General features: G+C 72.8%; 13 protein-coding genes. 8 read left to right on the forward strand and 5 right to left on the reverse strand.

Translation table 11 applies throughout. The features are described from left to right. Positions 1-31: 31 nt before the first annotated feature. Together ACZ7OI_RS14765 and ACZ7OI_RS14770 are read right to left on the reverse strand one after the other, a co-directional pair. Positions 32-1,075 (reverse strand): ParB/RepB/Spo0J family partition protein, encoded by a 1,044-nt coding sequence (locus ACZ7OI_RS14765; protein WP_470264707.1) that lies wholly within the window; start codon positions 1,073-1,075, stop codon positions 32-34. A gap of 252 nt (positions 1,076-1,327) precedes the next feature. Further along, on the reverse strand, positions 1,328-2,383 hold the full coding sequence (locus ACZ7OI_RS14770; RefSeq protein ID WP_470264708.1) for a methyltransferase domain-containing protein: 1,056 nt from the start codon (positions 2,381-2,383) through the stop codon (positions 1,328-1,330). A 62-nt stretch (positions 2,384-2,445) separates the two neighbouring features. Here ACZ7OI_RS14770 and ACZ7OI_RS14775 point away from each other — a divergent pair, with 62 nt between their 5' ends. Then, on the forward strand, positions 2,446-3,762 hold the full coding sequence (locus ACZ7OI_RS14775) for a condensation domain-containing protein (protein WP_470264709.1): 1,317 nt from the start codon (positions 2,446-2,448) through the stop codon (positions 3,760-3,762). Beyond that, positions 3,759-4,943 carry a cytochrome P450 gene (locus tag ACZ7OI_RS14780; protein ID WP_470264710.1) on the forward strand — a complete coding sequence of 395 codons (1,185 nt, stop codon included), beginning with the start codon at positions 3,759-3,761 and terminating at the stop codon, positions 4,941-4,943. The genes ACZ7OI_RS14775 and ACZ7OI_RS14780 overlap by 4 nt, the downstream gene beginning before the upstream one ends. Before the next feature lie 46 nt (positions 4,944-4,989). On the opposite strand, the gene ACZ7OI_RS14785 is transcribed toward ACZ7OI_RS14780, so the two are convergent. From ACZ7OI_RS14785 to ACZ7OI_RS14795, 3 genes are read right to left on the reverse strand one after another with little or no spacing between them, the layout of a single operon-like run. Continuing rightward, positions 4,990-6,228, reverse strand: a complete 1,239-nt coding sequence (locus ACZ7OI_RS14785) for a cytochrome P450 (protein WP_470264711.1) — start codon at positions 6,226-6,228, stop codon at positions 4,990-4,992. A gap of 26 nt (positions 6,229-6,254) precedes the next feature. Further along, positions 6,255-6,998 (reverse strand): class II aldolase/adducin family protein, encoded by a 744-nt coding sequence (locus ACZ7OI_RS14790; protein ID WP_470264712.1) that lies wholly within the window; start codon positions 6,996-6,998, stop codon positions 6,255-6,257. Then, on the reverse strand, positions 6,995-8,122 hold the full coding sequence (locus ACZ7OI_RS14795; protein ID WP_470264713.1) for an LLM class flavin-dependent oxidoreductase: 1,128 nt from the start codon (positions 8,120-8,122) through the stop codon (positions 6,995-6,997). Before ACZ7OI_RS14795 ends, ACZ7OI_RS14790 begins: the two co-directional genes overlap by 4 nt. A 168-nt stretch (positions 8,123-8,290) precedes the next feature. Here ACZ7OI_RS14795 and ACZ7OI_RS14800 point away from each other — a divergent pair, with 168 nt between their 5' ends. Genes ACZ7OI_RS14800 through ACZ7OI_RS14825 form a run of 6 tightly spaced genes read left to right on the forward strand, consistent with a single transcriptional unit; the run spans position 8,291 to position 13,156 of the window. After that, positions 8,291-8,932, forward strand: a complete 642-nt coding sequence (locus ACZ7OI_RS14800) for a 4'-phosphopantetheinyl transferase family protein (RefSeq protein ID WP_470264714.1) — start codon at positions 8,291-8,293, stop codon at positions 8,930-8,932. Then, positions 8,919-9,983, forward strand: coding sequence for a phosphotransferase family protein (locus ACZ7OI_RS14805; protein ID WP_470264715.1), 1,065 nt, complete (start codon positions 8,919-8,921; stop codon positions 9,981-9,983). The genes ACZ7OI_RS14800 and ACZ7OI_RS14805 overlap by 14 nt, the downstream gene beginning before the upstream one ends. Continuing rightward, positions 9,977-10,954, forward strand: coding sequence for a hypothetical protein (locus tag ACZ7OI_RS14810; RefSeq protein ID WP_470264716.1), 978 nt, complete (start codon positions 9,977-9,979; stop codon positions 10,952-10,954). The genes ACZ7OI_RS14805 and ACZ7OI_RS14810 overlap by 7 nt, the downstream gene beginning before the upstream one ends. Next, the gene (locus ACZ7OI_RS14815; protein WP_470264717.1) at positions 10,951-12,060 is read left to right on the forward strand and encodes an acyl-CoA dehydrogenase family protein; all 1,110 of its coding nucleotides are present in this window, start codon (positions 10,951-10,953) and stop codon (positions 12,058-12,060) included. Before ACZ7OI_RS14810 ends, ACZ7OI_RS14815 begins: the two co-directional genes overlap by 4 nt. Beyond that, the gene (locus tag ACZ7OI_RS14820) at positions 12,057-12,959 is read left to right on the forward strand and encodes an acyl-CoA dehydrogenase family protein (protein ID WP_470264718.1); all 903 of its coding nucleotides are present in this window, start codon (positions 12,057-12,059) and stop codon (positions 12,957-12,959) included. The genes ACZ7OI_RS14815 and ACZ7OI_RS14820 overlap by 4 nt, the downstream gene beginning before the upstream one ends. Further along, the gene (locus ACZ7OI_RS14825) at positions 12,956-13,156 is read left to right on the forward strand and encodes a ferredoxin (RefSeq protein WP_470264719.1); all 201 of its coding nucleotides are present in this window, start codon (positions 12,956-12,958) and stop codon (positions 13,154-13,156) included. The genes ACZ7OI_RS14820 and ACZ7OI_RS14825 overlap by 4 nt, the downstream gene beginning before the upstream one ends.

Raw genomic sequence — 13,156 nt, forward strand, 5'->3', positions numbered from 1 at the left:
TCAAGCAGTTGCCGGGCTTAAAGCTGAACTTTCAAGCAGTTGCTTCGCCGCGATCGTCCAGTTCCTCGGCGAACTGCTTCCACGTCTCCGCGTAACCGCGGGCCACTTCGGCGACCACATTCGTGCAATGCGAGGGAACCGAAGCGGCGAGACTGGCGCATTCGTCGCTGGTGAGCGCGTGCACGTCGAGCCAGCGCAGCAACGCGCGGCCGGCGTCGGTGAACCTGAGCGACGGATCCTTTTTCAGATTCTGCAACATGCGCACGCTGTCGTGCACGGCCCGCTGCGCCGTGCCGCGAACGGTGCGCTGCGCCGGCAGCCGTTGCGGCGCGACGCCGTCCTCCCCCGTTCGCTGGCGGGGAGGCAAGGGATCCTCGCCGCGGCGGATCCGCTCCCGGACGTCCCGTGCGGTGCCGGTGGAAATACCGACGCTCTGGGCGATTTCCCGCAGCGAGGCGTCCGGGTTCTGCCGGATCATCTCGCTGGCCCGGCGCCGTCCTTCGGCGTGGTTCAACGGCCGCACCCGGCCGTCCCGGCCGACCCTGGCGTGCAGCTGCGGCAGGTCGCAGCCGACCCGTTTCCGCAGCGCTCCCACGGTTTTCGCGGAGATTCCGGAGGCCTCGGCGACCGCGCGGTCGGACCAGTCCGGGCGCAGCTTCACGATGCGCTGCGCGGCGACCTCGCGTTCCCGCAGGGTCAGCGGCAGCCCGTGCTTGATGTTGGCCTGCACGGAAAGGATGAACGCGGCCTCGGCGCTGCCGCTGAACAGGTATGCCTCGATCCGGTCGGCCCCGCGCAGCGCGGCCGCGCGGACCCGGTGCATGCCGTCGATCACCCGCATGTCCGACCGGTTGACCAGAATCGGCGGGAGGTCCGCCCCGCTCTCCACGAGAGTCCTGGCGTGCTCGAGGTTCTCGCCGCCGAGCCGCGGGCTGTCCGCCGGCAGCAGCGAGCTGATCTCGACCATCCGCTTCTCGCACTGGCCGAGGACCGCGGCGAACGGTTCCACTTCGTCGGGGCGCCCGTTGTCCGCCGCGCAGCGGGCAGGCCACAATCGTCCGTTCGAGTCGTGCATGGGCTATTCCCCCAGGAATGAACTCGCCGTGAAACTGCGTCGTACTCGGCAGTGCGGATTTCCGCATATCTGCCGCCCCCCGCCCAACTATTGCAAAGCGTCCGCCACCGCGCAAACACCTGCCGACGGCACACGATGCCACGTTTTTCGCAACCACAGGGAGAAAATACGAGCAATCGGACAATCAGGTGATTGGCGGTACGGAGGCGTCGAGTCACCGTGGGCGCCATCGGAAATATCCGGCCCGCGCGCTTACCGCAACCAGTAAAGGCGGTGCAATGGGTGTTCGACAGAAAGGACCGCGACAGACTGAAACCCTGCGGCGTGTGCATAACCGCGTACGACGGAAGGCCGAATGACCGTGCCCGTTCCGGCCGACGGCCGCTCGGACAACCCGACCGGCAGGCAGTGCAGCACGCTCACCGCGTAGAGAAATCGCTCGACCTCTCCGGCGGGCGCGGCGAACTCCTCGGCCGCTTTCGGCTCCATCAGCAGCACCCCGCCCCCTGGCCGCAGCGCCCGGCGGCACCAGCGCAGGACCTCCACCGGCCGCGCCATGTCGTGCAACGCGTCCAGGACGCACACCAGCGCGTATCCGCCGCCGGGCGCTTCGGCAGGCCCGTCCGCGGCCGCCCGCGCGAAGGCCAGCGTGTCCGGCGCACCGGCGGCGGCCGCGTTGGCCTTCGCTTCGCGCACCGCGGCCTCGTCGGAGTCGAACCCGGTCACCGCCGCTCGCGGATAGGCCCTGGCCAGCGCGATCGACGACCATCCGCTCCCGCAGCCCACGTCGGCGATCCCCGCTCCGCGCACGAGCCTGCGGTGCACGTCCGGCAGCGCGGAACGGATCCAGCCGGCCAGTTCGCCCTCGAACACCGCCCGGTTCAGCTCGGTCTGCGCGCCGCGGAAGTCCTCGCCGTACTCGTGGTAGCCGAGCCCGCCGTCCCGGCGGTACGCCTCGGCGATGCGCGGCAGCACCGGCGCGATCCCGGCCGCCGGAAGCACCGAGGACAGCGCGGGCGGCGGGTCTCCGGTCAGCGCGGCCCGGTGGGCGTCCGGAAGCAGGAACCGGCGCTCCGGCGGCTCGCCGGAGCAGGTCACGATCCCGGCCGCGGCCTGCTGTTCGAGCCACTCCCGCGCGTACCGGGGCCCGATGCCGGCCCGCCCGGCCAGCTCCCCGGCGGTCAGCGGCCGCTCGCACAGGTGCTCGTAGAGCCCCAGCCGCAGGCCGAGGCCGATGGTCAGCAGCTCGGCGGCGGCGATGCCGGCGGCGAAGAGCCGTCCGGCGAACGCCGCTTCCCCGCTGTTCATCCGCGCCTCCCGCGCCGTCCGCGCATTCGATTTTCCCCGAATACTGGCCCTATATTGCCGACATGACTTTTCACGAGGCGCCCGCTTCTATCGGACAACGACTTCTGTGGTTTCTCGAACATTACCGACCGGATACCGCTTCCCTCAATTGCCCGGTGGTATGCAAACTGCACGGCCCGCTCGACGTCGGCGAATTGAAAATCGCGCTCCGCCGGTTGACCGAACGGCACGAGGCATTGCGCACCACCCTGGTCCGAGACGGCCGGAAACTGGTTCAGCGCATTCACGAAAGCGGCGAGCCGCCGCTGCGCGAGGAAGACCTCGCCGCCGAGGACGCCGCGGCCCCGGAGACTGCCTTCGAACGGGCTCTGGAGGCCGAACTGCAGGTCCCGGTCGATGTCGGCTCGTGGCCGCTGCGCTGCACGCTCTGGCGGCTGGGCCCGGACGAGCACGCGCTGTGCCTGACCATGCACCACCTGGTGTCCGACGCCTGGTCCTGCGGAATCATTCTGCAGGACCTGATAAAGCTGCTGGACGCGGGACCGGAAAACGATCCGGGACTGCCGCCGGTCGCATTCCCGTATTCGGCCTTCGCCCGCCGCCAGCACGAGCAGGCGAAAAACGGGGGCCTGAAAGCCCATCAGGACTACTGGGTCGGCAAGCTCCGCGACATGCGCCTGGTGCGGCTTCCCGAGACGGGAAGGCAGGCGCCGGGAGAGGGCCGCGCGAGCGGCATCGAAACCGCCGTGCTGCCCCCGGCAGTTTTCGGGAAACTGCGCGAAGTGGCCCGCGCCGAACGCACCACGCTGTTCACCGTGATGCTTTCGCTCTACTACTTGCTGCTGGCCCGCACGACCGGCCAGACCGACCTGCCGGTCGCGTCGCTGTTCGCGAACCGGTCCGGGCGAGAGGTCCAGTCCACCGTCGGCTTCTTCGCGAACATGGTGGTGCTGCGCAGCAAGGTCGACCCGGACGCCCCGTTCTCCGAGGTCGTGCGGTCGGTGCGGCCCACCGTCATCGACGGCTTCCTGCACGAGTGCATCCCGTACCAGATGCTCCCGCTGTCGTTCCAGGACAACGGCGGCCGCGTCGACGACGTCGTGTTCCAGATGCTGCTGACCCCGCCGCCGGGCACGAAGGTGCACGCCAGGGGCGTGGACTTCGAGCTGTACACGCCGGACGTGCTGGGCAGCCGGTTCGGGCTCGAACTCGGCCTGATCCCGCAGCACACCGGCGACTGCCAGGCGATGCTCTTCTACACCACCGACCGGATCAGCCCTCAGTGGGCGAAGGACTTCCTCGCCGGCTACGCCGCCATGGCCGCCGCGGCGGCGGCCGATCCCTCCGCCGTGGTGACCGCGGGAGCGGCCGCCCGATGAGCGCACCCGGCATCGAGCGCTACGACGCCGGCCGGATCGCGGCGATGGCCGATCCGTACCCGGCCTACGCCGCGCTGCGGGCCCGCGGGCGGCTGTTGCCCGCGGGCCCCGGCGCCTGGGCCGTCCCGCGCTACGAGGACGTGGCCGCGCTCCTGCGCGACCCGCGGCTCGGGCACGAGTTCCCGAACGTCATGTACCGGCTTTCCGGCGAGCCCGACGTGCTGACCGAGTTCTTCCGCGCCACCGTGCTCAACCGGGACGCGCCGAGCCATCCCGTGCTGCGGCGGGCGATGGCCGCGCTCCTCGCCCCGCGGGCCGTCGCGCGCCTGCGGCCCCGGATCGACGAGCTCGTCGCGCGCCTGCTCGGGGACCTGGCCGAGGCGGGGACCGGCGACCTCGTCGAGGGGCTCGCCTACCCGCTGCCGGTGATCGTCTCCTCCGAACTGCTCGGCATCCCCGCGGCCGACCGCGACCGGCTGCGCCCGCACGCCGTCGCGCTCGGCCGCGCCTTCGGGGCGGGCATCCAGCCCGCCGGGGACCGGGACGCGGCGATCGCCGCCGTGCACTGGCTGCGCGGCTACGTGCGGGGCCTGCTCGAACGCGCGGGCGACGGCCCGCTGTCCGGGGTGCTGGCCGCGGGCCGGGACGCCGGGCTGGCGGCCGCGGAGATCGTGGACAACGTGATCTTCCTGTTCTTCGCCGGGTTCGACACGACCACGAACCTCATCGCCAACGGCTGCGCGGCGCTGCTGGAGAGCCCCGCGCTGCTGGAGACGCTGCGCGGGGACCCGGCGCTGGCCGAGTCCGCGGTCGAGGAGTTCCTCCGGTTCGAGGCCCCGATCCAGGCGACCGCGCGGGTCGTGCGGGAGCCGGTCGAGATCGGCGGGCGGGTGCTGCGCGCCCGCAGGCTCGTCCTGCTGCTGCTGGCCTCGGCCAACCGCGACGAGCGGCGCTTCGCCGACCCGGACCGGATCGACCTCGCGCGCTCGCCCAATCCGCACCTGTCGTTCAGCTCCGGCGTGCACCACTGCCTCGGCGCGACGCTGGCCCGGATCGAGGGGGCCGCGGTGTTCGCGCAGGTGGCCGCCCGGCGCGACCGGTTCGTCCCGGCCGGTCCGCCGCGGCGGCGGGAGCACCCCAGCTTCCGCGGTTTCGCCCGGCTGCCGGTGCGCTTCCGCTGACCCCGCCACGTGCAGCCACGTGCAACTGCCACATTTCCGCGTTTGCTCACCCGAACACGAGCGGGAGCGCCTTGATGCCGTTCATGAAGTTCGATTCGAGCCGCACCGTCTCGCCCGCCCGGCGCAGCAGCGGCAGATGCGGCGCCAGCTCCCGCAGGAACGCGACCCCCTCGGCGCGGGCCAGGTGCGCGCCGAGGCAGTAGTGCGGCCCCGCCCCGAAGGCCAGGTGCCGGACGTCGGGGCGGGCCGGGTCGAAGCGCTCGGGACCGGCGAACGCGCGCTCGTCGCGGTTGGCGGAGATGTAGTAGAGGACGACCTTGTCCCCGGCCGCGATCCGGCGGCCGTCGAGTTCGGTGTCGCGCGTCGCGGTCCGGCGGAACTGCATGATCGGCGTGATCCAGCGCAGCAGTTCCTCCACCGCGAGCGCGGGGTCGGCGCCCTCGCGCAGGGCGCGCGGCAGCGACGGGTCGTCCGCGCACAGCTCCAGCGTTCCGGACAGCAGGTGCCGGGTCGTCTCGTTGCCCGCCACGACGAGCAGCAGCCAGAGGTGGCAGAACTCCTTCTCGGTGAGCTTCCGGCCGTCCACGTCCGCGGCGACGAGCCTGCTCACCAGGTCGTCGCCCGGCCGCCGCTTGCGCTCCCGCGCCGCCTCCATCGCGTACGCGAACGCTTCGAAGAAGGTCCGCTGGAACGCCTCGACGTCCCCGCCGCCGTACTCCGGGTCGTCGAAGCCGACCAGGTTGTTGCTCCAGCGGTAGAGCAGGCCGCGGTCCTGCCTCGGCATGCCGAGCAGGTCGGCCAGCACCAGCAGCGGCAGTTCGGCGGCCAGGCCGGCCACCGCGTCCGCTCCGCCGGCCGAGACCGCGTCCGCCACCAGGCGTTTCGCGTGCTCCGCGATCGAAGACTCCAGCGCGCGCACCGCTCTCGGCGTGAACGCGCCGGTGGCCGCTTTGCGCAGCTTCGCGTGCTCCGGCGCGTCCATCCCGACCAGCAGCTGGCGGGTCCGGTCGAGGTCCGCGGGCGATTTCGCGTCGGTCAGGAACGGCCCGCCCGCCGCCGAGGAGAACACCTCGGGCGCGCGCGACGCCTCGACCACCGCCGCGTGCCGCGTGACCGCCCAGAACCCGTCGCCGCGCTGCACGACCTCGCCGCCGCGGCCGCGGCGGCGCAGGCTGGCCTCCTCGACCCAGCTGACGGGCTCCTCCGCGCGCAGCCGCGCGAACTCGGCGTGCGGCGGACCGCTCCGATAGGCCGCAGGATCCGCGATCCCGGTCCGTTCGGGCACGTGCACCGCTCCCCCTTCGGGTCAGGTCAGTCCAGGAAATCGGGTTCGGCGCGGACGAGATCCGCGTACAGCGAACGGAAACTCAGCCGCGCGAGCCACGGCGCCCCGATGTCGGCTCGCGCGCTCAACGCCGCTTCGCGGCTGACGGTCGTGGGGGTTCCGGCTGCCTCGGCGAGCAACTGCACCTGGCACGCCCGGTCCATCGCGATGAACCACCACGCGGCCTCTTCGACCGAACCCCCGACGGTGAGCAGGCCGTGGTTGCGGAGGATCACCGCTTTGCCCGCCCCGAGCGTCTCGGCGATCCGCACGCCTTCCTCTTCGGCGAGCACGACTCCGGAATAGCCGTCGAACACCGTGTGGTCCTCGAAGAACGCACAGGCGTCCTGGCAGATCGGCAGCAGCGGACGGCCGAGGCTGGCGAACGCCCGCCCGTGCAGGGAGTGCGTGTGCGCGGCGGCGACGGTCTCGGGCCGGGCCCGGTGGATCGCCGAGTGGATGGTGTACCCGGCGGGGTTCACCCGGCCCTCGCCCTCCACCACCGCGCCGTCTTCGTCGACCAGCAGCAGGTCGCTGACCCGCACGTGCCCGAAGGGCGTGCCGAACGGGTTGATCCAGAACCGGTCCGGACGCCGCGGGTCGCGCGCGGTCACGTGCCCGCCCACCCCCTCGGCGAGGCCGAACCGGGCGAAGAGCCGCAGCGTCGCCGCGAGCCGCTGCTTGCGGTGCAGCAATTCCTCTTCCGCGGTCCGGGTTTTCGCCGCGGTCATCGGAGCGTGCCGGCCGCGAGCGGCGGCCGCGCCGGGGCGATTTCGTCCTCGGGCGCGGCGAGCACGCCGCGGCGGCGCAGGTGCGGCATGAGGCCTTCGCCGAGCCGGTACGCCTCCTCCAGATGCGGCTGCGCGGACAGGATCAGGTGCTCGACGCCGAGCTCGTGGTACTCGGCGATGCGGTCGGCGACCTCCTCGTGCGAACCGACCAGCGCCACCGCGGGCCCTTGCCTGCCGAGGCCGTAGCCGGTCCAGACGTTCGGGTACACCTCGAGCCCGTCGCGGCTGCCGTTGTGCAGCGCGGCCATCCGCCGCTGTCCTTCGGAATCGCTCGCGGCGAACCTCCGCTGGGTCCGCTCGACCAAACCCGTGCTCATCCCGGCCACGATCCGGTCGGCCTCGGCCCACGCCTCTGCCGCGGTGTCCCGGGAGATGACGTGCATCCGGGTGCCGAACGGCAGCACCCGGCCCGCCGCCGCGGCCTCCTCCCGCACCCGGGCGACCTGCGCGGCCATCCCGTCCGGCGGTTCGCCCCAGGCGAGGTACACGTCCGCGTGCCGGATCGCGGTGCGCATCGCGGGTTCCGAACTGCCGCCGAGGAAGATCGGCGGCAGCGGGTCCGGGCGCCGGATCACCGTCGCGCCCGAAACCCGGTAGTACTCGCCTTCGTGGTCGACCGAACCGGTCCACGCCCCGCGCAGCACGCCGAGGAATTCCCCGGCCCGCGCGTAGCGTTCGTCGTGGCCGAGGTGATCGCCGTAGCGGCGCAGTTCCTCGGGATCGCCGCCGGAGACCACGTTCAGCAGCAGCCGGCCGCCGGTCAGGCGCTGGCAGGTCGCGGCCATCTGCGCGGTGAGCGTCGGGCTCGCGGCGCCCGGCCGGAACGCGACCATGAACCGCAGCCGCGCGGTTTCCCGGCTCAGCGCGGCGGCGACGAGCCACGGGTCCTCGCAGAACAGCCCGAACGGCACCAGCGCGCCGGTGAAGCCCGCTTGTTCGGCGGCGCGCGCCACCTGGGCGAGATAGCCGGCGTCAGGATCGCGCCGGACGTTCGGCGCGCCGTCGCGCTCGACGTCCCGGCCGTCGCCGTGTCCGGGGATGAACCAATACAGGTGCAAGGCCATGGAAAACCGTCCCGGTGAAGGAAAAAGTGCCTGCCGCGGCGGTCAGTCGACCATCGCCGGGCCGCCTCGGTCAACCCGGGTTCCCCTGCGCGGCAACGGGTTGCACGGATTGACAGCGCGCGGGCGGCTCGCCTTCAATCGGCCCGCAAGCGCTGGGAGGGAGCCCCGTTGATCGAGCACGTTCTTCCCGCCGCGGCGGCCGGGGCGGAGACGACGGCCGACGTCGATCCGTCCACTTCGGACTTTCTGGAACGCGGGGCGCTGGCGTCGCGGACGCGGCGGCCCCGGCTCGCCGAGTTCGCCACCGGACGCAGCTGTGCCAGGGCGGCGCTGCGGGAACTGGGCGCGCCCGCCGGACCGGTCGGCCGCGGACCGCACCGGGAACCGCGCTGGCCGCCCGGGATCGTCGGCAGCATCACGCACTGCCCCGGCTACCGCGCGGCCGCGGTGGCCCGCGCGTGCCGGGTGCGCGCGATAGGGATCGACGCGGAACCGCACCGCCCGCTCTCGCCCCGGATGTTCGCCCGGATCACCTCCGCGGCCGAACGGCGGGAGCTGGCCGCATTGCCCTCGACCGGCGCGCACGTCGACCGGATCGTGTTCTCCGCCAAGGAAAGCGTCTACAAAGCGTGGTTCCCGATGACCGGCACCGACCTGGGGTTCACCGACGTGCATCTGAGCCTCGACCCGCTCCGGCGCCGCTTCGTGGTCGAACTGCCCGCGCCGTTCGAGCCCGTGCGCGGGCGCTACGCCGTCGCCTGCGGCCGGATCGTCACGGCCGTCGCCGTGCCCGCCGATGGCCTCCGCTGAGACGCGCCGGGTGACCGGCCCGGACGACGTGACCCCGGAATGGCTCGGCGCGGTCCTGCGCCGGGCCGCGCCGGGGAGCGTGCTGACCGGGATCACCCGCACCGAGCTCACCCGAGGCAGGCTCGGCCGCTGTGTCCGGTTCGGACTGTCCTGGGACGGGCCGGGCGGCCCGGCGGCGGTGGTCGGCAAATTCCCCGCGGCGGGACCGGTGAGCAGGCAGACCGGGACGATCGGCAACCAGTACGCCACCGAGGTCGGGTTCTACCGCACGCTCGGCGAACGGGTGTGCGTCGACGTTCCCCGGTGCCACGTCGCCGAGACGCACGACGACGGCGGGTTCGTGCTGGTGCTGGACTGGGTGGACGGCGCGGCGGGCGACCAGGCCGCGGGCGCGAGCCTGCCGGAGGCCGAGGCCGCGGTCGACGCGCTGGCCCGGCTGCACGCCCAGTTCACGGGCTCCGCCGAGCTGCCGACGCCCCCGGATGCCGCTGCGCATCGGCGTACCGCGGCGCTCTACCAGTTGCTGTGCGACCGGTTCCTGGACCGCTTCGGCGATCGGATCAGTGCCGAAACCGCGTCGACGGTAGCCCGGTTCAAGCGGTCGGTGCGCGGCTGGACCGCGCTCTGGGAACCGCCGTTCACCTTGCTGCACGGGGATTACCGGCTCGACAACCTGCTGTTCCGGACCGTTCGCGGGCACCGCTCGGTCACCGTGCTCGACTGGCAGACGATGTCCGCCGGCCCCGGTCCCCGCGACCTCGCCTACCTGCTCGGCGGCAGCCTCGACCCGCGGCTGCGCCGGACCTGCGAATCCGCGCTGGTGGACCGGTACGTCCGCACGCTGCGGGCGCACGGGACCGCCGTGCCCTCCGGCTGGCTGCGGCGGACGCTGCGGCTGGGCACGCTGTCCGGCCTGCACATGACCGTAGTCGGCGCGATGCTGGTGGAATCCGGCACGGACGCTGACCGCATGTTCGCGGCGATGGCCGAACGGCACGCCGCGCACGCCGCCGACCACGACGCCCTCCGACTGCTGGAGTCGATGTGCTGACCGACGCCGACGAACGTCTCGCGCACCAGATCCCGGAACCGCTGCCGGCGGTAGCCGGCCCGGACCGGCACTGGCGGGAAAGCTACTTCTTCGCCGCGCACCACCCGGAACGGCTCGACGACGCGCTGGTGCTGACGATGGCGGCCAACCCGGCCCGGCGCACGATGGACAGCTACCAGATGGGCCGGCTCGGCGGGGAGCTGTTCTTCTCCCGCACGTCGCGGCCGTTCGGCGACGATCCGCACACCCCGGTCGCCGGCCCGGTTTCGGTGGAGATAGTCCGTCCTTATCAGGAGATCGTGCTGCGCGCGGGCCCCGGCGCGCGCGGGTTCGGCGGGATGGAGCTGACCTGGACCGCGCGGACCCGGCCGTACCTGACCCGCCGCGGCACCCTCGTCGTCGACGGCGCGCCGGTGTGGGACCAGCGCCAGGTCATGCAATCCGGCTGGTTCGACGGCGAGTACGTCAGCTCCGGCCGCACCGTCGCGGTCGAGCGGTGGTGGGGGCAGCGCGACCATTCCTGGGGCATCCGCCGCCACCCGCGCTGTCCCTTGTGGATCTGGCTGGCGGTGCAGCTGCCGGACGGGATGCTCGGCGCCTGGCTGTGGGAGCACGCCGACGGCCGCAGGCACTACCTCGACGGCTGCTGGGCCCCCGACGGGGGCGAGGAGCCGGTGCCGCTCGCGGATCTGAGCTACGACCTCGACTGGCTGGATTCAGCAGGCGAGCCGGTGCGCGGCGCCGGCGCCGCACAGCGAGCGGACGGGCTCGGCGGCCGCGTCGTCTTCGTGCTCTCCGACGGCCGCTCGGTGACCGTCGACGGACGAGGGCACTGGATCGCGCCGTACGGACGCCGGGGCGGCGGCCTGCACCAGATTTCCGTGCACACGTCCGACGGCCGCGACGGCACCGCGATCTACGAGGTCACCGGCTGCGCCCACCACCGTTTCTTCCCGGAGGCAGCTTCGTGATCCCGGCCGAATCCGAGTTCCGCGACGAGCTGCGGCGCTGGCTCGCCGCGACGCCCGCGCCCGCCGCGCGGTCCGCCGGTTTCCCCGCCAGGGAGGAGATCCGCGAGTTCAGCTCCGCGCTGCACGCGGCGGGGTTCGCCGGGGTCAGCTGGCCCGTCGAGCACGGCGGGCGCGGGCTGCCCGCGGCGTTCGACGCCGTCGTCGCCGAAGAGCTGGTGCGGGCCGGCCGGGGCGACCACGTGGGGATCATCGGGCTCGGCATGGTCGGCCCGGCCGTCCTCGCCGTCGGCACCCCCGAGCAGCGCAACCGTTTCCTGCCGCGGATCCTGACCGGGGAAACCCTGTTCTGCCAAGGATTCTCCGAACCGGAGGCGGGTTCGGACCTGGCCGCGCTGCGCACCACCGCGACCGAACGCGACGGGACGTTCGTGGTCGACGGGCACAAGCTCTGGTCCACCGGCGCGCCGGTCGCCGACCACTGCCTGCTGCTCGCCCGCACCGAACCGGGCTCCCGCGGGCATCGCGGGCTCAGCTGCCTGCTGGTGGACCTGCGCACGGCGGGAGTCACCGTCCGGCCGCTGCGCCAGCTGTCCGGCGAGACCCGGTTCGGCGAGCTGCTGTTCGACCGAGTGCCGGTGCCCGCCGACGCGGTGCTCGGACCGGTCGGCGGCGGCTGGCGAGTCGCCATGACCACCCTCGCGCACGAACGCGGCACCTTCGGCGTCCGGCTCGCCGCCGCGCTTTCGGCCGAGTTCGAGGATTTCACGGCCATGCTGCGGCGGCACGGACTCGACCGCGACCCGGTGACGCGGGACCAGGCCGCACGAGTGTGGATCGAGATCGCCGGGGTGCGCGCGGCCGCACACCGGGTCGCGGGCGCGGAACCGGGCCCGGAAGCCTCGATCGTCAAGCTTCGCTGGTCGCAGGCCGAGCAGCGGCTGGCCGCGCTGGCGTTCCGAGTGCTCGGCGACGGCGATTCCGCCGATCATGCCCGATGGCGGCACGCGCGGCTGCGCAGCCGGGGCGCCACTTTGGAAGGCGGCACCTCCGAGGTGCTGCGCGACGTCCTCGCCGAGCGAGTGCTCGGCCTGCCGAGGGGACGGTGAACGTGCTCGCCGCCGAACATCGCGCGCTGGTCGAAGCCGCGCGCGACCTGCTCGCCAGCGGCCCGGACTGGGCGGCTCTGGTTCAGCAAGGCTGGCTCGACGAGGACTTGAGCCCGGCCGCACTGGCTTCGCTCGCCGAGGAAAGCGGCACGGTGGTCCTCCCCCAGCCCTGGCTGATCACCGCCGCCGTCGCGCCGCTGCGCCTCGGCCTCCCGGCCTCCCTAGCGATCAGCGGCTCCGCCACTGGTTCGACTCGCCTGCGCGGCCGATTCCGCGTCCGGTGGCCAGGCCCCGACGGCGTGCTGCTGGTTCCGGGCTCCGCGCTGTTCGCAGTCCGCTGCGCCGACGCAGACGCCCGACTTATGTCCACAATGGACCCCACAAGACCGCTCGCCGAGGTCGCCCTCGAAGACACCCCGGCGGAACGCGTCGCCGGACTCGACGTCGTCCCCGGATTGCACCGCCGCTACCGGACTCTGGCGGCCTGCGAAGCGATCGGAGTCGCGCGAGCCGCGCTTACACTGGCGACGGAACACGCGAAGAACCGCATCCAGTTCGGCCGCGCGATCGGCAGTTTCCAGGCGGTGTCGCACCGGCTGTCCGACGTCTACGCCGAGATCGAAACCGCAGCCGCGCTGATCCCCCGCGCACTCCCCGCGCTCGACGGGGCCAGTGCCGACGAACCACCGCTAACCGCTCTGCTCGCCGCCGCCTCGGCCGCGGCGCACGCGACCGAGGCGGCGGTCCAGACGTTGGGCGCACAGGGATTCCTCGCCGACCACCCGATCGCGGCGCTGTACCGGCGGGCCCAATCCTTCGCCGAGCCAGGGCTGCACGCCGAACTGGCCGATCTGATCCTGGACGAGAACGGCCGAACCCGAGGAGGAGAACCGAAATGAAGGTGGAGATCGACGAACGCCGGTGCTGTTCGGCAGGCCAGTGCGCGGTGCTCGCTCCGGATGTCTTCGACCAGCACGAAGACACCGGCACGGTGGTGCTGCTGACCCCGAACCCGCCCGCAGAACATCACAACGCGGTGCGCGACGCGGCGGAATCGTGCCCGGGCATGGTCATCACGATCGACGAGGACGGCTGA

Source organism: Amycolatopsis sp. NPDC114503 (genome assembly GCF_055633655.1).